Here is an 18,775-nt window from a genome sequence, read left to right on the forward strand (position 1 = left end):
CGGCTGTATCTTGTTTGAAAATTATGATATACTGTACTGTGTAATCTTACAGGGAGGTGATTGAATGATGGAGCAGGGGGAATTGACAGGGTTTGACGGCGTAGTTGGACATGAGGAAATTATATCCCATCTCCAGAACGCAATCCGATTAGGCAAGGTATCCCATGCCTATATATTTGGCGGAGAACATGGATCAGGCAAGAAGCTGCTGGCTTCTCTGTTTGCTATGACGCTGCAATGCCAGGAACACGGAATCGAGCCTTGCATGAAATGTGCATCCTGTAAGAAAGCTTTGAATAAGAACCATCCCGATATCATAAACATCACCCATGAGAAGCCTAATTCTATTGGAATCGACGAGATCCGGGATCAGTTGATTAACGACGTAGGTATCAAGCCGTATGAAAGCCCTTACAAGATCTATATTGTAAATGATGCCGACAAGCTGACGCTCCAGGCTCAGAACGCTCTTTTGAAGACGATAGAAGAGCCTCCGGCCTATGCGGTCGTCATGCTTTTGGCAGACAATCCGGACGCACTGCTGCCGACGATCACTTCCAGATGTGTGATCCTCAGCCTGAAGCCGGTGGGGGACCGTCTGGTGAAGGACTACCTGATGGACAGGATGCACATTCCGGACTATCAGGCAGAGGTACAGGCCTCTTTTGCGCAGGGGAATGTCGGCAAGGCCCAGCAGATGGCCAATTCCGCTGAATTTACGGAGCTGACGGAGAATGCGCTCCGCATCCTGAAGCATTCCAGGGAGATGGAAGTCTATGAGCTTGTGGATGCGATTAAAATAATGTCGGCGGAAAAACAGAACATATATGATTATCTGGATTTGTTCACCATGTGGTTCAGGGATGTGCTGCTTTTTAAAGCGACTAAGGAAGTGGATAATCTCGTCTTCAAAGAGGAGATCAATTATATTAAGGAACGGGCGTCTGTCAGCTCCTATGAGGGGCTGGAGCAGATCATTGACGCCATTCATATGGCAGACAGCCGCCTCCGTGCCAATGTCAATTTTGACCTTGTAATGGAGCTTCTGTTCCTGACAATTAGGGAGAATTAGGAATGATAAAGATCATTGGAGTCAGATTTCGGAACGTGGGCAAGGTATATTACTTCGATCCGAAAGCGCTGGATATTAAAATGGGAGACCATGTAATTGTTGAGACCGCCAGAGGCGTGGAATATGGCATGGTGGTCCTGGGCCCGAAAGAGGTGGAGGAGTCCAGAATCGTGCAGCCGCTGAAAGAGGTCATCCGCGTTGCGACGCCGAAGGATAAGTCCAAGGAAGAGACCAACAGAAGAAAAGAAAAAGAGGCCTTTCAGATCTGCCTGAAGAAGATTGCAGACCGGAAGCTGGATATGAAACTGATCGACGCAGAATACACCTTTGACAACAGCAAGGTGCTCTTCTATTTTACCGCTGACGGGCGGGTGGACTTCAGAGAGCTGGTGAAGGATCTGGCGGCGGTGTTTAAGACGAGAATTGAGCTGCGGCAGATAGGCGTCAGGGATGAGACGAAGATTCTCGGCGGCATCGGGATCTGCGGAAGGCCGCTCTGCTGCCATACGTATCTTTCGGATTTTGCGCCAGTGTCGATCAAGATGGCTAAGGAGCAGAACCTGTCCCTGAATCCGACGAAAATTTCCGGTACCTGCGGGCGGCTGATGTGCTGCTTGAAGAACGAGCAGGAAACCTATGAATATTTAAACAAGAAGCTGCCCAACAACGGCGACACGGTCATGACGCCGGAAGGGCTGAAGGGCGAGGTCCAGAGCGTAAGCGTACTCAGACAGACGGTAAAGGTGCTCGTGGAAGCGGGCGATGAAAAAGAGATCCGCGAATACCGTGTAGAAGAGCTGAAGATGAAGCAGCGCCATAAGAAGAACAAAGACAGCAAAGAAAAAGACAAAGAAAAAGAACTGACCCCTGAGGAGCTGAAAGAGCTGGAAAAGCTGGAGAAGATCAAAGAATAAGCAGACAGGAGGAAACCGCCGTATGCCGGCAGTGCTTCGGGAACATGAGAGCCTGGACGACCTTCAGAACGGATATTTTATCATCCAGTCGGAGGAAGGCTTTCGCTATGGAATTGACGCAGTCCTTTTATCGGGCTTTGCCAGGGTGAAGCCCGGAGAAAAGGTGCTGGATATGGGTACAGGTACCGGTATCCTGCCGATCCTTCTGGCGGCCAAGACGGAAGGGGAATCCTTTACCGGACTGGAGATCCAGGAGAAGAGTGCGGAAATGGCCGGAAGAAGCGTGGCCTATAACCATCTGGAAGGAAGGGTCCGCATTGTCGCAGGAGATATTAAGGAAGCCGGGGCCATCTTTGGCCCGGCTTCTTTTGACGTGGTTGTCAGCAATCCGCCCTATATGACGGGCAGCCATGGGCTGGTGAATCCGAATGAAGCAAAAGCGGTTGCCAGGCATGAGGTGCTCTGCACGCTGGAGGACCTGGTGCGGGAAACGGCTGCCGTGCTGACTTCGCGGGGACGGTTTTATCTGGTTCACCGGCCGTTCCGCCTGGCAGAGATCATGGGCATGCTGATGAAATACCGCCTGGAGCCTAAGCGGATGCGTCTGGTTTACCCGTACGTGGACAAGGAGCCTAACATGGTATTGCTGGAGGCCTGTAAGGGTGGGAATCCCCGTATTCAAGTGGAACGGCCCCTAATCGTCTATGAACGGCCAAACGTATACACGGATGAGATCCGGGAAATCTACGGAGACGGGCGCTGACAGCCCCGGGAAAGGAAGGAGCGATGGCAGGAAAACTATATCTGTGCGCCACGCCGATTGGGAATCTGGAAGATATCACTTTCCGGGTGGTGAGGACGTTAAAGGAAGCAGATTTGATAGCGGCGGAGGATACCCGGAACAGCATCAAGCTGCTGAACCATTTTGACATCCATACGCCGATGACCAGCTATCATGAATATAATAAAATTTCCAAAGGCCGGGAGCTTGTGGAGAAACTGAAAGAAGGGCTGGATATCGCCCTGATTACTGATGCGGGCACTCCGGGAATATCAGATCCAGGGGAGGAACTGGTGGCCTTTGCTTGGGAAGCTGGCATAGAAGTGACTGTTTTGCCGGGAGCCGCGGCCTGTGTCACGGCGCTCACTCTGTCAGGGCTGCCCACCAGGAGGTTCGCGTTTGAAGCCTTTCTGCCTTCTGATAAAAAACTAAGAAAAGAAGTGCTCGGAGAGCTGAAGGAAGAAAGCAGGACCATCATCCTGTATGAGGCTCCTCACCGTCTGTGCAGGACACTGGAGGAGCTGAGGGAGTTTCTGGGGGGAACGCGGCGGCTTACAGTCTGCAGGGAGCTGACGAAGAAGCATGAGACGGCTTTCCGGACGACACTGGATGAAGCCTGCGCCCATTATCAGGAAGAGACGCCAAAAGGGGAATGTGTGCTTGTCCTGGAGGGCAAATCCAGAGAAGAAAAAAACAAAGAAAGCCAGGAAGCCTGGAAGGAAATGACGCTGGAGCAGCACATGGCATACTATACCGGCCAGGGCCTGGAGCAGAAGGAAGCGATGAAGCAGGTAGCAAAGGACCGGGGCTGTTCGAAGCGTGAAGTGTATCAACAGCTGCTGGTGCACCCGCAGGGCAACCCGTAACACATGCCCCTGAAGGGGCGGTGGAACAGCTGCGCTGTTCCACAATGTATACTCCAGAGTATCCCGTAACACATGCCTTTGAAGAGGCGGTGGAACAGCATGAGCTGTTCCACAAAGTAAGTAAAAAGTAACAAAAAATCAGAAGAAAATTTTCGGATTTTGCTGAAAAAGAATTGATTCATAAAAATGCATTGACAACCGGGGCAATCAAGAGTATTTTTAACTTATCAGTTGTCAGACAAGATGAGGTGGAATGCAGAGCTTTGAGTAAAATAGTACATCAGAATATAACACAGCAAGTAATTGCATACATGAAGTCAAATATTGAGTCGGGGAACTGGAAGGTGGGAGAGAAGATACCTTCGGAAAATGAACTGACCGGAGAGCTGGGCGTCAGCCGTTCCAGCATCCGTCAGGCAGTCAGCCATTTCGCGGGAATTGGCGTGCTGGAAAGCGTTCACGGCAAAGGCACGTTCCTGATTGACGACGAGGTGGAGGAGCAGTCCAACGCGAATAAGATAACGGCTGAAGACTGCCGGAATGCGGAGAAGGTGTTGGAATTCCGCCGGATTGTGGAAAGTGAAGCCTGTTATCTGGCGACGCTGAACAAAAGTCCGGAGCTGGTGAAGAAGCTGAGGAAATATTTGAAAATTATGGTCGAAAGCCGCGAGGACATCGAGAAATTCGTGACCGCAGATATCAGCTTCCACAGAGCCATCTGCCATGCCTCAGGGAACCCGCTTCTGGAAAAGAGCCTGAACAGAATCTTTCAGGAGAATAAGAAAAGCCAGATGCTCACCCGTAAGACCTTCGGATATCACGATGGGATTCATTATCATGAACAGATTTTACAGGCCATCGAAAGGGGCGACGCGGAACAGGCGAGAAGCTGCATGTATGAACACATGCAGAATGGAATTGACAAAGTGCGTAAATAACCAATTTGCAACAATTCAGCCGCTTGACTTCATTGCCCTAAACATGCACACAAATTGCATTTATGCGCAGCTTAGCGCCGCAGCCTCTGGAATAAGTTGCAAATGTAATGAAATACCAGGAGACGGCGGAAGAATGAGAAAATAAAATTTACATTTACATGTAGGACAACTGACGTATGATAAGAAAGGAAGACGAAATGAGCACGAAGATTCAAAGAATCAGAGCAATCTGTACTGCGCCGGAAGGGATCAATCTGGTAGTGGTAAAGGTGGAGACAAACCAGCCAGGTTTATACGGCCTGGGCTGCGCCACATTTGCCTACAGGCATCTTGCGGTAATGACAGTAATTGAAGAATATCTGGACCCCCTGCTTCGGGGGCGTGAGGTTGACAGAATTGAGGATCTCTGGCAGCTGATGCATCAGAACGGTTACTGGAGGAACGGCCCGATTGCCAACAATGCTGTTTCCGGCGTGGATATGGCTCTGTGGGACATTAAGGGAAAGATGGCGGGCATGCCGCTCTACCAGCTGTTCGGGGGAAAATGCCGGGAAGGGATTCCTGTCTACCGCCACGCAGATGGAAGAGATCTGGAAGAGCTGTGCGAGAATATCAGGCGCTTTCAGGAAATGGGCATCACACACATCCGCTGCCAGTGCGGGGGCTACGGCGGCGAAAGCTACGGGTTGGTTCCGGGCACAGCGCCGGCAGGGGCACAGCCGGGAGTTTATCTGGATGAACAGGAATACCTGCACAGTACCATCGGACTGTTTGCGGGTATCCGCGAAAAGCTGGGATATAAAATACAGCTTGTGCACGATGTACATGAGAGAGTTTCTCCGATGACGGCTGTCAGGCTGGCAAAAGGACTGGAACCGTATGAATTGTTTTTCCTGGAAGATCCGGTTTCAATTGAACAGACAAACTGGCTGCGCAGGCTGAGGGAGCAGACAGATATCCCCATAGCTATCGGAGAACTGTTCAACCATCCCTGCGAGTGGAAGACGCTGATCGCGGAAAACCTGATCGATTATATAAGGGTGCATATCAGTCAGATCGGAGGTATCACTCCGGCCAGAAAGCTTCAGATTTTTGCGGAGCAGTTCGGAGTGAAGACCGCATGGCACGGGCCCGGCGACATGTCGCCTCTGGCTCACGCGGCCAATATCCATATTGATCTGGCTGCACCGAATTTCGGAGTGCAGGAATGGTCAGGAATTGAACCGCCCAATTATGTGATCCAGGATCTGAAAGGGCCGGAAGGCGCTTTGCTGGAAGTATTTCCGGGGCTTCCGGAATTCAGGGACGGCTATGTATATGCCAATGACCTTCCGGGCCTGGGGGTGGATATTAATGAAAAGGAAGCGGATAAATATCCCTGCGATCCCTCAGTAACCGTGTGGACCCAGACGAGAAGAAGAGACGGTGCCCTCCAGACACCCTGAGAAAGGAAGAGGAAAATGAAAGAAGTTGTTGTAGTAGAACCGGGAAAGGTTGAGATACGGGAGGTTCCGGTCCCGGAACTGGCCAATGAGGACGAGGTTCTGATTCAGATGAAAGCGGCGGGAGTGTGCGGATCTGATCACCATATCTATCATGGTTCCAATCCGTGCTCTACATACCCCAGAATCCCCGGCCATGAAAATGCCGGAATTGTGGCAAAGGCTGGAAAGAATGTCACAAATGTAAAAGAGGGCGACCATGTGATTGTGGATTTGCTTTCTTCCTGCGGGGAATGCTATCAGTGCAGGATTGGAAGAAAAAATGTATGCGAGCATGTGAAGGTGAGAGGCTCAGGAGCTGACGGCGGCTGGCGGGAATATTTTACCGCGCCGGCCAAAGAGGTCTATAAAATTGACGACCGGGTAAAATGGGAGGATGCGGCGCTGATAGAGCCGTATGCCATCGGGGCGCACTGTACCGCGCGCGCACGGATTGTGGAAGAGGACGTAGTTTTCATATTGGGGACGGGAACGATTGGTTCTATTATTTTACAGACCTGCAAGGCAAAGGGGGTGAAGAAGGTCATCTGCTGTGACATTGACGATGCTTCGCTGGAACGAGCGAAGGCATATGGAGCGGATGGGGTCATCAATTCCCGGACGGAGGACGTCGCGTCACGGGTACATGAGATGACAGACGGGCATGGCGTGACGGTTGCCTTTGATTCTGCCTGCTTCCCCGGTTCGCTGACTCTGTGCATGCAGCCGGGCATCCTGTGCAACGCAGGCCGGATGGTTCCCATGGGTTTCTGCACGGCTCCGGAGCAGATCACACAAGCGATGATTAATCAGAGAGAGCTGGATATCATAGGGAGCCGGATGTCTGCTTTTCAGTTTGAACCGACCATTCAGAGGATGGAAAAGGGGGAGCTGGATACAGAGGGGATCGCTACGGCATTGATTCCCTTCGGAGAGGTTCAGCAGGTATTCAAATATATGGATCATCCGGCTCCGGAATCTAAAAAGATGGTAATACTTTTTTGAGAGGCTGTGAATAAGCCGGGTCTTTTATAATTACTAATTCAGGAGGAAGAACATGAGCTACGATTACAGGGAAAAATTTAATGTGGCGGGCAAATGCTGCATTGTCACCGGAGGGGCCCAGGGACTGTCCAGAGGGATGGCCGAGGGGTTGTTGGAAAACGGCTGCAGGGTTGTACTGATGGACATTCAAGAAGATAAACTGAAGGAGGTGGTTGATGAATACAGAGGAATGGGTTACGAGGCTTTCGGGGTTTCCGGAAACCTGGCGGACCGGGAAGATCTTACCAGGATGTTTGAGGATGCCATGAAGCTCTTGGGAGGAAGGCTGGACGTGCTGATTCCGGCGGCAGGAATCCAGAGGCGTCATCTGCCGGAGGAATTTCCGGTGGAAGAATGGGATCTTGTGAGAAAAATCAATCTGGACCATGTCTTTCTGATGATTCAGAAGGCATTGAAGATCATGCTGAAGCAGCCGGAGGGCGGCAAGATTATCACGATCGGTTCCATGGTTTCCTGGTTCGGAGGTACGACGGTTCCGGCGTACACAGCCAGTAAGGGAGCTGTTACACAGCTGACCAAAAGCATTGCGGTGGACTGTGCGGGAAGGAATATCAATATCAACGCGCTGGCGCCCGGTTATATGGATACAGAGATGTGCGCGAATATGACGCAGGAGCGCAAGGACGAGACGTCAAAGAGAATACCGGCGGTGCGCTGGGGCACGCCTGAGGATATGAAAGGACCGGTGCTGTTCCTGGCGTCAGCGGCTTCTGACTATCTGAATGGCGCTGTCATTCCGGTTGACGGAGGCTATCTCTGTAAATAAGGTTAAGACGAAAGGTATGTGGGGGCTTTATGAATTTTGCACATGAGTTTACTTTTCATGAAACTAAAAAAGGATCTGTATCCATCGCCTGGATGGGGCAGGCTGGGTTTCTGCTGAAAAACAGCAGCCAGCAGGTTCTGGCTCTGGACGTATACCTGTCAGACCTGGCAGAGAAACAGGATGGGAATAAACGTCTGATGCCGGCTCTCTGCCGGCCGGAAGAGATCAAGACGGATGTGGTCCTGGCCACTCATCACCATGCCGACCATCTGGATCTGGACAGCCTTCCGGTATGGCTGTCCGGCGGAGCGAGACTGTACTGCTGCAGAGAATCAGAGAGGATCTGCAGGGAAGCAGGATTGGCAAAGGATCAGATCACTGCCATGACGGCGGGCGACCGGGTGACAGATTCCGGGTACAGCATAGAGGCGGTATTTGCAGATCATGGGGATACAGCGCCGGAGGCTCTGGGATTTTTAATTGAGACTGAGGGGGTGAAAATCTATTTTACAGGAGACACTGGTTATCAGCAGACGAGAATGCAATATGCAGCCAGACAGCAGGTTGACGTACTGCTGCTGCCGATCAACGGCGAATATGGAAATATGAACGAAAGGGATGCCGCTATGCTGGCATCCCAGGTTCGGGCAGAGCTTACGGTCCCCTGTCATTTCTGGATGTTCGCGAGACATCAGGGGAGCCCGTGGGATTTCACGATAGCCATGAAGGAGGCGGCGCCAGGATGCAGTTATTATGTAATGGCACAAGGGGAAATCATTGATGTGAGACCGAAGGACAATCGGTAATCAGTGCCTGGTCAGGTTCTGACGGTGATGATTTCGATTCCCTTTTCGGCGGTTTTCTTCAGCTCATCAGCGTTGGCTGTGGAATCGGTGACCAGAATATCAATCTTATTAGCCGGAACACTGAAAAAATTATGGGATTTCCCAACTTTGGAACCGTCGGCTACAATGATGACTTTCCCGTCGCATCTGTTCACCATCGCTTCATTGACCTGGGTTTCGGAGTATACGGAAGTGGTGGTGCCGATGTCACTGATTCCATTGGCGCCTAGAATGCAGTAATTACTGTATACTTTGTTGATGACGTCTGTGGCAAAGCCTCCGACCAGGGATTTTGAGCGGTTCCTGCATTCGCCGCCTGTTAGGATCAGCTCGATGCTGTCACTCCAGACGGAAGTGGGAGCCAGTGCGTTATTGGTGATCACGCGCACCTTTTTATCATTCAAATGCCTGAGCACGGCCAGAGTGGTGGTTCCGGAGTTGAGAAAGACGGTGGAACCTTCCGTAATGATGGAAGCCACATGCTTGCCGATACAGTCCTTTATGTGTTCGTTCAGGCTCTTTTTCTCTTCGAGAAAAATCTCGTGGTCAGAAAAAGAATTATTGAAGGTGGCGCCGCCATGGAAGCGGATGATCAGGTTCTTCTCTTCCAGAAAGTTAAAATCCCGGCGGATAGTGAGCTGAGACACATTGAACAGCTTGCTGGCTTCTGTGACACTCAGCGTCTTATTCGTGCGGATGTAATCCAGCAGCTTATGCTGGCGGTCCTGAATAACAGATCTTGATTGGTTCATGTAATTATCCTCTGTGTTTGCATAATAGGAACTTGTTTAATTTCATTATAGAGACATCGGTGGAAAAAATCAACTGTAAAAAGGATCGTTTAACAGGATATTATTTAAAATGAACAATTAAAGGTAAATAAATGAATTATTTTGGAAATACGAGGTTGAATACTGAAAAAATAAACAAAAATCGACATGATTTTATGTAGAAATTATCAATTGAAAGGGAAAACAGTCCGCGATATGATAATTATAGTTCATATAAATGAACGTTAAACATGTTTTAGAAAGGATGGAAAGAACATATGAAAAAAGGATTTTTGAAAAAAACAGTGGGTATTGCATTATCATTTATGATGGTTGGCGGTTTGCTTGCAGGCTGCGGAGGAAGTAACGGTTCAAGCTCTGCATCGGCAGGCAGCAGTGCAGGCAGTTCCAGCAGCCAGGCGGCGGGCAGCGCTTCATCTTCTTCCTCAGCAGCTTCCTCTTCCTCAGAAAAGAGCGGGGAGAAATATAAAATAGCGCTGAGCAATTCTTATATGGGTAATGACTGGAGGCAGCTCATGATCAAGACTACTCAGGTGGTTGCTGAGAAAGAGCCGTATGCAGATAAAGTAGAACTGGATGTGGTAACCTGTGAAAATACGGCTGAGGCGCAGGCGGCTTCCATCGATGCTCTGGTTGAGCAGGGCTACGACGCCATCATCCTGAACGCAGCTTCACCGACTGCTCTGATCCCTTCCATTCAGAGGGCGCAGGAGGCAGGAATTGTCATCGTAACCTTTGACAACGTAGTGGAGGCAGACGGCGTATACCGCGTTTCTACAGACCTGGCTGGCTTGAGTACAGCCTGGGCAGAATGGCTGGCCAAAATGTGCGGCGACGGCTCCAACGTAATTGTAGATACTGGAATTGCAGGTTCAACTTCAGGCAACGTTATGTATGAAGCGGCCATGAAGGTGTTTGATGAGCATAAAATGAATGTGGTTTCCGAGTTTGCCAGCGAATATGCAGACGGTGTGGGACAGGAACAGATCGCCAGCGTTCTGGCTGCAAATGACAATGTGGACGGAGTATATTCCCTTTGCTATGCGAACACTGTATATAATGCATTTACTGACGCCGGAAGAGAACTGGTTCCTACCACCAGCTTCAACAGCAATATTGGACAGGCCACGGCATTTGACAACAAGATGGATGTCCTGATCGGACAGAATACACCCGGACTGGGCGCAGAGGCCATGAAGGTTGCCGTAGACGTGCTGGACGGAAAAGAAGTTTCACAGGAAACGTTTGTAACTGCCGGATTGTTTACGAATGACACTTCCGTAGATTTCGGTTATAAAACCACTGCAATTGAAGAAGGCAAGACGTTCTTCAGAGACCTGCCGGATGCATTTGACTATCCTGCAGTGCCTGCAGACTTTGATCCTCAGGTAAGTGCTGAAGAAGTATCCAATTACAAACAGTAATCAGAAAGATCATGAATGAGAGGTTTAAGGGGCTGTTTACCGGCCCCTTAAATTATCACTGGAAATGGCGGTACAGCGTTTTCTAAGAAACAATCCGCGTATTGTTCGGGAAAGTTTATGAGACACAGTATCAGAGGAAGAGGAGAAAGTATGGCAGATTTAGAGATGAATCAGATTTCAAAATCTTTTTCAGGGGTGCCTGTATTAAAAAATGTCTCTCTCCATTGTAACCGGGGAGAGGTTCATGCTCTGTTAGGTGAAAACGGGGCTGGAAAGAGCACGCTGCTTAAGGTTTTGAGTGGAGCGCACCTTCCGGATTCGGGAGAAATCCGGTTGTTCGGAGAAAAGGTGGATATTAAAAGTCCGATGGACGCGATGAAGCACGGGATAGGGACTGTCTATCAGGAGCTATCCATTATCCCCGATCTGACGGTAGGAGAAAATATTTTTATCGGCCGGATCCCCAAGAATAAATTCGGGTCCTTTGACAGGAAAAAGCTTTATAAAAATACCATGGATCTGTTTGAGGAGTATGGCATACATGACATTAACCCAAACGCGAAGGCCAAAGCGCTGTCTCTGTCGCAGAAGCAGATTGTGGAAATCCTGAAGACTCTCTCCAAAGACCCGGAGATTGTCATATTGGATGAGGCGACATCCGCCCTCACGACAAACCGTGTGAAATGGCTGCTGTCTGTCGCGAGAAAACTGGCAAACCAGGGTAAGATCGTATTATTTATCTCACACAGGATGTCGGAGATACAGGATGGCTGTGACAACATTTCTATTTTGAGAAACGGTGAGAATTCGGGTGAAGTCAGCGTGAGCGAGGCGCAGATGGATGACGTCATCTCCAGAATGCTTGGACGTAAGATGTCCGGATATTTTCCTGATACTGAGAGCTATGCCGGGAAGGATAAGGTTCTGGAGGTGAAAGATCTCAGATATCTGCAGATCCTTAACGGCATTGATTTTGACCTTTATAAAGGCGAAGTCCTGGGGATCGGCGGGCTTGCGGGACAGGGGCAGGCAGAGCTTCTGCTGTCGCTGTACGGCGTCGTCAAGGCCAGCGGGGACATCCGCCTCAATGGTAAAAAGGTACATCTGAGATCTCCTAAGGAAAGCATCAGGAACGGCATCGCGCTGGTTCCGGAAGAACGGGGAATACAGGGACTGATCCTGTCCGAATCCATCCGTTATAATATTTCCCTGCCTGTCCTGGGCAGGATCAGCAATCCGTTCTGGGTTTCGCAGCAAAAGGAATATGCAGTTGTAGATAAATATATGCAGGATTTGCAGATTAAAGCGGAAAACCGTGAGATGGCGGCTATGAATCTGTCCGGAGGCAACCAGCAGAAGGTGGTAATGGCCAAGATCCTGGCTATGGAGCCGGAAATTTTCCTGATGCACGACATCACCAGAGGCGTTGACGTGGGTACAAAAAAAGAGATGTTCACTATGGTGCGGAATTTTGCCAAGGAAGGCCATCCGGTTATCTTTTTCTCCACGGATGTGGAGGAGCTGGTGAAGGTCTGCGACCGGGTGCTTGTCATGTATGACGGAAAAATAGGAGCGGATCTGAGAGGAGCGTCCCTGACAAAGGAGAACATTGTCGGGGCGTCTATCGGAAATACAGTTGAGACAGCGGCCGAAGGCACGGAAAGGAGGGAACAGGGATGAAAAAATTTATAAAAGAAAATTGGATTGCCATGATTCCCTATGTTATGTTTGTGATCATGATTATTGTGATGGGCGCGTTAAACTCAAATACCCTGAGTATCCGGTATATTGCCAATAAATCGGATGCGGCCCTGTCATTGATCCTGGTTGCGGCCGGGCAGACGCTTGTGTTGCTGACGGGAGGCTTTGATCTGTCTGTCGGCGGAGTGATCTGTATTACGAACTGCCTGGCTGCGTCCAGGATGCAGAACAGCGTGGGCAGCATGCTGATCTGGGCGGTGATCTGTCTGGCGGTTGGCGTCGGAATCGGCGCGCTGAATGGATTTGTGATTGAAAAGACGAAAATGCAGCCATTTATTGTTACACTGGCTACTCAATATGTCTGTTATGGAATCGCGCTATTAATCATGAAGGTGGACGGGGGAAATGTTCCGGCGGCATATATCAGTACGCTGCTGCACCGCTTCGGCCCGCTGCCGCTTTCCATGTTTATCATCGCAGCGCTGGCCCTGGTATGGATGTTCTTTAAGAACACGAAGAAGGGCTTTAGCATCTACGCCATTGGAAGCAACGAATCAGCCGCACGGCTGAACGGTATTTCCATTATGAAAACGAAAATTTTGGCTTACGGCCTGTCGGGAGCATTCGCCGCGCTGGCCGGGCTTTTCAGGACCGCCCAGGTGGCCAGCGGGTCACCAACCGCAGGCGCCGACTTTGTGATGATTTCCATATCGGCCGCGGTAATCGGCGGAACAGCGCTGAGCGGGGGCTCCGGCGGCATGATCGGTACCATTGTGGGTGCGCTGGTGCTGCGGACCATTGGAGATCTGCTGGTATTCATGAAAGTTTCATCTTACTGGTCGTCACTGGTTCAGGGAGTCTTGCTGATCCTTGCGGTCGCTGCCAGTGCGTACGGCACTATGCTTAAGAGAAGAGGAGGTGCGGCGGCATGACGGCAAAATCTTTTCTGAAGAAGAACTTTTCAATCTTCATGACATTTATTATCGCACTGCTGTTGCTGGTATTTATATCAATTCTGCGGCCGGGATACGCCAATGTGAATAACCTTCGCGTGCTGTCCATAACGGCGTCCTTTCTGGGACTGACGGCTATGGGCCAGATGGCGGCGATACTCACGGGAGGGATGGATTTATCGATTCCCTGGATGTTTACAATCGCCGCGTTTTTGACCGGGAACCTGACTCAGGGGGAAAACGGGAAGCTGATCTTTGCAATTCCTGTGATCCTGCTGGTAGGCGTCCTGATGGGCGCGTTTAACGGAATCGGCATTGCTTATGTGGGCATTGCGCCGGTTATCATGACCATGGCGTCGAATATCATTTTCCAGGGGCTCCTGGTGGGCATAACCGGGGGAACGCCGGGCGGTACGGCCCCTCAGGCGCTGAAAGACTTTGCCAACGGTTCTGTCGGCGGGATTTCCACGATGCTGCTGTTCTGGATCGCCATATCGGTTGTATTTTATATCATCATTGCAAAATCACCGTATGGAAGAAAGCTGTACGCCATCGGGCACAGTGATACGGTGGCGCTGTTTTCCGGCGTCAATGTTAAGCTGATGCGCGCCAGCGCCTATATGGTCTGCGGTTTCTTTGCAGCCCTGGCAGGCATTCTTTTCTCAGGGCGGGTCAGCCAGCTCTATCTGGGCATGGGAGACCCTTATCAGATGCAGTCTGTATCTGCAGTGGCCATCGGCGGAGTCTCCCTGCTGGGAGGATCGGGAAGCTATATAGGAACGGTTGCCGGCGTGCTGGTTCTGGTCATGCTGGATGGCGTCCTTTCAGCTCTCGGCTTCGCCCAGAGCGTACAGAAGATCATTTATGGTGTTGTATTGATGCTGGCAGTTTTGCTGTCCAGCAGGAAGCAGAAAGTCAGGAGGTAATCAGATGGCAAGAAAAGGTGCGGAATGTACGTTTCCTTATATTAACATTCTGGATGAGGCAGCGTTTTCGGCAGTCTGCGGCGGTGTTTTCGAGGTGATGGAGAAAACCGGGGTTACAGTGCAGAATCAGAAGATGAGGAAGATCCTCAAGGACTATGGCTGCCGTGTGGATGATGCATTAGAGAGAGTCTACTTTGACAGAGAGGTGGTGCTGCGCGCGCTGGAAGCTGCGCCGAAGGGATTTGAAATCCGTGCCAGGGAAGAGAAGAATCATGTGTTTCTGCAGCCGGGAAAGACAACGCAGTTTATCAACGCCTGTGGAACCAGCATCTTTCACACTGATTCACAGGAGGCCAAACTTCCCACCAGAAAAGAATTTTATGATTATATGAGGCTTCTTGACGCGCTTCCAAACCTGGATTTCCAGAACTGTTTTCCATTTTTCGGATTTGAGAAGGTGCCGGAGTGCATGAAGCTGCTGGAGTCTGTGGCGGCAAAATACCGTGTATCCACCAAGGCACAGATTGAGGGGACAGTGTTTGATAATTACAGGTTCACGACAGAGATGGCAAAAGCTGTGGGGACGGACCTGTGTCAGATTGTTAATTCAGCGGCGCCGCTCACTTATTTTACAGAGACAGCGGAACAGATTTTTAACTATACGGAGGCAGGCCTGCCGTTCCATTTCGCGGCAGGGCCCACGCGGGGGCTGACCAGCCCCATGGGAGCGGCAGGGTCGGTGATTTCCAACAATGCCGAATGCATGGCGGGTCTGGTTATGGCCCAGGCTGTTAAGCCGGGCTCCAGAGTCTGGATGAACAGCATGATTATGACGCCGAACATGGCCACCGGAAAGCCGGCGTTTGGAGATGTGGGCAATTCGTATACGGATATGGCGTTCAATCAGTATTGGCGGAACTATGGAATTCCCTGTTGGTCCAACGCTGCTTCCTGGACCAGCTCTAAGGTCATTGATTACCAGGCAGGGTTTGAGCAGAGCCTCGCGCTGCTGAGCCAGGCACTGAGTGGTTCGACGGTCATCTCCTATCAGGGGGGGCTGTATGCAGAGCTGTATGCGAGCCCGCTGAAGGCTGTCATTGACGATGATGTGGTAGGTATGACTAAACGGCTGATGAAGGGGATCGACGCCAGCGCCGAAGGGCTGTCCCTGGAGCTGATCCATGAGATCGGCCCGATTCCAGGATCTTTCATGGATTCGGATGAGACCCTGGAGAACTGGCGTGAGGAATGCTATGTACCTACGGTCTCTTCCCGTCAGAGCTATGAAGAATGGTCGGTGACAGGCAGAAGAAATATTGTGGAAATAGCCGGAGACAGAATGCGCACACTGCTGGAGAATCATCAGGCGCCGGCGCTGTCTGCGGAAAAGGAGCAGGCGCTGGAGGATATATTGAATGACGCCAGGAATTATTATCGCAGGAGCGGTGAAATTTCGGAAGAAGAATGGAAGGTTTATCAGGAAGATATCCATTCTCCCAATTATCCGTTCGCGTAGGCTGCCGGTGCGGAGATGAATGATGAATATATTAGTGATTGATGTAGGGACATCCAGCATGCGGGGGATTTTATTCGACCGGGAGGGCAGGATACTGATTCAGAAACGGGAAAAGTACCGCCCGGATTATAAATCCCCGGTTCAGGTGGAACAGAAGGCAGGTGATTTCTACCATGCGCTCGTCCAGATCGTGAACGGGATCGTGAGCGGTGCAGCCGAAGCGGCCGGGAAAAGGCTTGTCATAGATGCGTTATCTGTCACTTCCCAACGATCTGCCGTTATTCCGCTGGACCGCCTGGGGCAGCCCCTGATGCCGGCGGTCATGTGGCAGGATACCCGGAACGCGGCAGTCTGCAGAGAGCTGGAAAAAGAAAATGATTTAGTATTTCAGTTAAGCGGAACTACCGTAAACACAGTTTTTTCCGGAGGGAAAATGGCCTGGATCAAAAGGGAATGCCCGGAGGCTGCGTCCAGGCTCAGCCGTTTTGTGAATATACCGGAATATCTCATGTACCGTATGACGGGCGGCTTTGCTTCCGATTATACCTATGGGAGCAGATCGAATCTCATGAACCTGCGGGAAAGGCGATGGGATCCCCGGCTGCTGGAGCTTTTCGGAATAAAAAGTGAAGAGCTTTGCCCTCTGCTGGAGCCTGGCTCTGTCGTTGGTACGGTAAACAAGGAGTTCGCACGGGCAACCGGATTGGCTGAAGGGACTCCGGTCATCAGTGCGGGAGGCGACCAGCAGTGCGCCGCAGTGGGCCAGGGTGCTATTTCGGAGGGGATACTGTCTATTGTTGCCGGCACAGGCGCTTATTTGGCCGTATCCTGCGACCACGTCCCGGACTGCCTGCCCCGTGAGCTCATCTGCAACTGTTCGGCCCTTTCGGGCAGATATATTCTGGAAGCAAATGTCCTGACGTGTTCATCGGCTTTTGACTGGTATCTGAGGAACTTCTATGAGAGGCCGGCAGATTATGAACGGATTAACCGGGAGCTGGAATCGGTCTATGACGCAGAAGAAGAAGCAGTAGTGCTTCCTTATTTTCAGGGCAGGAGCTGCGGCGCCTGGAACGCAGGGGCCAGGGCTCTGTTTGCCAATATCACACTGGCAACCACAAGGCAGGATTTATTGAAGTCACTGGTAGAGGGAATTTTCCTTGAGGTCAGCAACAGCATCCGGCTGTTACAGGACTGTGTGGAAATATCGCAGGTTTATATCAGCGGCGGAATGACAAACAGCAGAATCATGAACCAGATGCAGGCCGATATCTATCATCTGCCGTTAAAACGCATGAAAAACAGTGAAGCGACATCCATTGGAGCCCTGCTTGTCACACTTGTGGCACAGAAAGAGTACAGCACTGCGGAAGAGGCGTTTCAAAAGCTCTGCGGAGGAAATGAAATACTCACCTATGAACCGGATACTAAAAAGGCTTTACTGTACCAAAATAAAAGAATCCAAATGAATCAAATTTATGAAAAAATATATAATGAAAGTCCCGGACGGCAGCCGGGCTGAGGAACACAGGAGGTGCGGGGCTGCTGGCTTTCATCACGGGTGATGACGCTGTCAGGCGTTATGAGTGTTTACTAAATGATAAGGGAGGCTGCGATTTATGAGCAAAATTGATGATATAACCAGAGAAAGCTGGATTATGAATACGTTTCCGGAGTGGGGAACCTGGCTGAATGAAGAAATCGAAAATGAAGAGGTAAAGCCCGGAACAGTCGCGATGTGGTGGCTGGGCTGCACCGGAGTCTGGTTTAAGACTCCGGGCGGCTGCAATATTTCCGTGGATCTCTGGTGCGGCAACGGAAAACGCACCCATGGGGACGGCAGGATGAAGGTGGGCCATCAGATGGCGAACATGTGCGGCGCCCGCGCCATGCAGCCGAACCTGCGGGCGGTGCCCTTTGTCATTGATCCTTTTGCGGTGAAACAGGTGGACGCCGTTCTGGCCACCCATTACCATCAGGACCACATGAGCGCGGAATATGCCGCCCATGTGATCAAAAGTGGTCTGACGACTGTGGATGAGAATGGGAAGGAGATTCCGGTACCGTTCATCGGGCCGAAAAAATCCGTGGAGCTGTGGCAGAAGTGGGGAGTCCCTGCGGACCGCTGCATCACTGTGAAGCCGGGGGATTCCATCAAGATCAAGGATGTGGAGATCATCGCCCTGGACTCCTTTGACCGCACCTGTATTGTGACCACAGATTCCCAGGGGCCCGACCGGGAAGAGCTGACGGGGAAATGCCCGACAGACATGGACGATAAGGCGGTCAACTATCTGATTAAAACGCCGGGAGGGAACATCTATCACAGCGGGGATTCCCATTATTCCATTTACTTCGCGAAGCACGGGAAGGATTACGACGTCGATGTGGCGTTCGGCTCCTATGGGGAGAATCCGGTGGGGATGGCGGACAAAATGACCTCCTGCGATATCCTGCGGATGGCTGAGGCGCTGCGCTGCAAGGTTGTGATCCCGATCCACTATGACGTCTGGACGAACTTCATGGCGGATGTGAATGAGATCAAGGTACTGTATGACATGAAGAAGGACCGTCTGGAATACGGCTTTCATCCTTTCTTCTGGGAAGTCGGCGGAAAGTATGTCTATCCAACAGACCAGGAGAAGAGAGCATACCATCACAGAAGAGGATTTGAGGATTGCTTTGAGGCGCCTCAGAATATACCGTTCCGTTCCTTGCTGTAAGGGCAGTATGCTG

Annotated in this window: 17 protein-coding genes; 16 read left to right on the forward strand and 1 reads right to left on the reverse strand. The window is 50.9% G+C overall.

Annotated features, from left to right (window positions below; genetic code table 11):
* Positions 1–64: 64 nt before the first annotated feature.
* The 9 genes from H9Q79_RS14775 (at position 65) to H9Q79_RS14815 (ending at position 8,689) form a co-directional block, all read left to right on the forward strand.
* Positions 65–1,072 (forward strand): DNA polymerase III subunit, encoded by a 1,008-nt coding sequence (locus tag H9Q79_RS14775; RefSeq protein WP_330596825.1) that lies wholly within the window; start codon positions 65–67, stop codon positions 1,070–1,072.
* 2 nt (positions 1,073–1,074) lie between these two features.
* A complete protein-coding gene (locus H9Q79_RS14780; protein WP_118646419.1) occupies positions 1,075–1,986 on the forward strand; it encodes a PSP1 domain-containing protein in 912 nt (303 codons plus the stop codon).
* 22 nt (positions 1,987–2,008) lie between these two features.
* Entirely contained in the window at positions 2,009–2,749 is a 741-nt protein-coding gene (locus tag H9Q79_RS14785) for a tRNA1(Val) (adenine(37)-N6)-methyltransferase (protein ID WP_118646417.1), read from the forward strand.
* Positions 2,750–2,772: 23 nt separating this feature from the next.
* The gene (gene rsmI, locus H9Q79_RS14790; RefSeq protein WP_118646415.1) at positions 2,773–3,633 is read left to right on the forward strand and encodes a 16S rRNA (cytidine(1402)-2'-O)-methyltransferase; all 861 of its coding nucleotides are present in this window, start codon (positions 2,773–2,775) and stop codon (positions 3,631–3,633) included.
* 248 nt (positions 3,634–3,881) lie between these two features.
* Complete coding sequence (locus tag H9Q79_RS14795; RefSeq protein ID WP_330597011.1) at positions 3,882–4,571, forward strand: FadR/GntR family transcriptional regulator; 690 nt, start codon at positions 3,882–3,884, stop codon at positions 4,569–4,571.
* Positions 4,572–4,768: 197 nt separating this feature from the next.
* The gene (locus H9Q79_RS14800) at positions 4,769–6,016 is read left to right on the forward strand and encodes an enolase C-terminal domain-like protein (RefSeq protein WP_249328632.1); all 1,248 of its coding nucleotides are present in this window, start codon (positions 4,769–4,771) and stop codon (positions 6,014–6,016) included.
* 15 nt (positions 6,017–6,031) lie between these two features.
* The gene (locus H9Q79_RS14805; RefSeq protein ID WP_249328633.1) at positions 6,032–7,057 is read left to right on the forward strand and encodes an alcohol dehydrogenase catalytic domain-containing protein; all 1,026 of its coding nucleotides are present in this window, start codon (positions 6,032–6,034) and stop codon (positions 7,055–7,057) included.
* 52 nt (positions 7,058–7,109) lie between these two features.
* Entirely contained in the window at positions 7,110–7,883 is a 774-nt protein-coding gene (locus H9Q79_RS14810) for an SDR family NAD(P)-dependent oxidoreductase (RefSeq protein WP_249328634.1), read from the forward strand.
* 29 nt (positions 7,884–7,912) lie between these two features.
* Complete coding sequence (locus tag H9Q79_RS14815; protein ID WP_249328635.1) at positions 7,913–8,689, forward strand: MBL fold metallo-hydrolase; 777 nt, start codon at positions 7,913–7,915, stop codon at positions 8,687–8,689.
* 11 nt (positions 8,690–8,700) lie between these two features.
* Here the strand turns inward: H9Q79_RS14815 and H9Q79_RS14820 are convergent, their stop codons facing one another.
* Positions 8,701–9,480: a DeoR/GlpR family DNA-binding transcription regulator gene (locus tag H9Q79_RS14820; RefSeq protein WP_118646407.1), complete on the reverse strand. Its 780-nt coding sequence runs from the start codon at positions 9,478–9,480 to the stop codon at positions 8,701–8,703.
* A 296-nt stretch (positions 9,481–9,776) separates the two neighbouring features.
* Between H9Q79_RS14820 and H9Q79_RS14825 the strand changes: the two genes are divergently transcribed.
* The 7 genes from H9Q79_RS14825 (at position 9,777) to ulaG (ending at position 18,762) form a co-directional block, all read left to right on the forward strand.
* Positions 9,777–10,943 carry a substrate-binding domain-containing protein gene (locus tag H9Q79_RS14825; protein ID WP_118646405.1) on the forward strand — a complete coding sequence of 389 codons (1,167 nt, stop codon included), beginning with the start codon at positions 9,777–9,779 and terminating at the stop codon, positions 10,941–10,943.
* A gap of 150 nt (positions 10,944–11,093) precedes the next feature.
* Positions 11,094–12,623 (forward strand): sugar ABC transporter ATP-binding protein, encoded by a 1,530-nt coding sequence (locus H9Q79_RS14830; protein ID WP_118646403.1) that lies wholly within the window; start codon positions 11,094–11,096, stop codon positions 12,621–12,623.
* Positions 12,620–13,576 (forward strand): ABC transporter permease, encoded by a 957-nt coding sequence (locus H9Q79_RS14835; protein WP_118646401.1) that lies wholly within the window; start codon positions 12,620–12,622, stop codon positions 13,574–13,576. The genes H9Q79_RS14830 and H9Q79_RS14835 overlap by 4 nt, the downstream gene beginning before the upstream one ends.
* Positions 13,573–14,523, forward strand: coding sequence for an ABC transporter permease (locus H9Q79_RS14840; protein ID WP_118646399.1), 951 nt, complete (start codon positions 13,573–13,575; stop codon positions 14,521–14,523). Before H9Q79_RS14835 ends, H9Q79_RS14840 begins: the two co-directional genes overlap by 4 nt.
* Before the next feature lie 4 nt (positions 14,524–14,527).
* Positions 14,528–16,039: a trimethylamine methyltransferase family protein gene (locus tag H9Q79_RS14845; protein ID WP_118646397.1), complete on the forward strand. Its 1,512-nt coding sequence runs from the start codon at positions 14,528–14,530 to the stop codon at positions 16,037–16,039.
* Between the two features lie 19 nt (positions 16,040–16,058).
* Positions 16,059–17,561, forward strand: coding sequence for an FGGY-family carbohydrate kinase (locus H9Q79_RS14850; protein WP_249328636.1), 1,503 nt, complete (start codon positions 16,059–16,061; stop codon positions 17,559–17,561).
* 97 nt (positions 17,562–17,658) lie between these two features.
* A complete protein-coding gene (ulaG, locus tag H9Q79_RS14855; protein WP_249328637.1) occupies positions 17,659–18,762 on the forward strand; it encodes an L-ascorbate 6-phosphate lactonase in 1,104 nt (367 codons plus the stop codon).
* Positions 18,763–18,775: the final 13 nt, after the last annotated feature.

Source organism: Wansuia hejianensis, from assembly GCF_014337215.1.
Lineage (GTDB): Bacteria > Bacillota > Clostridia > Lachnospirales > Lachnospiraceae > Scatomonas > Scatomonas hejianensis.

Excerpts from the sequence above, each read along its gene's own strand:
- H9Q79_RS14845 (WP_118646397.1), top strand. The coding sequence starts at position 14,528 with ATGGCAAGAAAAGGTGCGGAATGTACGTTTCCTTATATTAACATTCTG.
- rsmI (WP_118646415.1), top strand. The coding sequence starts at position 2,773 with ATGGCAGGAAAACTATATCTGTGCGCCACGCCGATTGGGAATCTGGAA.
- H9Q79_RS14850 (WP_249328636.1), top strand. The coding sequence starts at position 16,059 with ATGATGAATATATTAGTGATTGATGTAGGGACATCCAGCATGCGGGGG.
- H9Q79_RS14775 (WP_330596825.1), top strand. The coding sequence starts at position 65 with ATGATGGAGCAGGGGGAATTGACAGGGTTTGACGGCGTAGTTGGACAT.
- H9Q79_RS14815 (WP_249328635.1), top strand. The coding sequence starts at position 7,913 with ATGAATTTTGCACATGAGTTTACTTTTCATGAAACTAAAAAAGGATCT.
- H9Q79_RS14840 (WP_118646399.1), top strand. The coding sequence starts at position 13,573 with ATGACGGCAAAATCTTTTCTGAAGAAGAACTTTTCAATCTTCATGACA.
- H9Q79_RS14785 (WP_118646417.1), top strand. The coding sequence starts at position 2,009 with ATGCCGGCAGTGCTTCGGGAACATGAGAGCCTGGACGACCTTCAGAAC.
- H9Q79_RS14810 (WP_249328634.1), top strand. The coding sequence starts at position 7,110 with ATGAGCTACGATTACAGGGAAAAATTTAATGTGGCGGGCAAATGCTGC.
- H9Q79_RS14825 (WP_118646405.1), top strand. The coding sequence starts at position 9,777 with ATGAAAAAAGGATTTTTGAAAAAAACAGTGGGTATTGCATTATCATTT.
- H9Q79_RS14805 (WP_249328633.1), top strand. The coding sequence starts at position 6,032 with ATGAAAGAAGTTGTTGTAGTAGAACCGGGAAAGGTTGAGATACGGGAG.
- ulaG (WP_249328637.1), top strand. The coding sequence starts at position 17,659 with ATGAGCAAAATTGATGATATAACCAGAGAAAGCTGGATTATGAATACG.
- H9Q79_RS14800 (WP_249328632.1), top strand. The coding sequence starts at position 4,769 with ATGAGCACGAAGATTCAAAGAATCAGAGCAATCTGTACTGCGCCGGAA.
- H9Q79_RS14830 (WP_118646403.1), top strand. The coding sequence starts at position 11,094 with ATGGCAGATTTAGAGATGAATCAGATTTCAAAATCTTTTTCAGGGGTG.
- H9Q79_RS14820 (WP_118646407.1), bottom strand. The coding sequence starts at position 9,480 with ATGAACCAATCAAGATCTGTTATTCAGGACCGCCAGCATAAGCTGCTG.
- H9Q79_RS14835 (WP_118646401.1), top strand. The coding sequence starts at position 12,620 with ATGAAAAAATTTATAAAAGAAAATTGGATTGCCATGATTCCCTATGTT.
- H9Q79_RS14780 (WP_118646419.1), top strand. The coding sequence starts at position 1,075 with ATGATAAAGATCATTGGAGTCAGATTTCGGAACGTGGGCAAGGTATAT.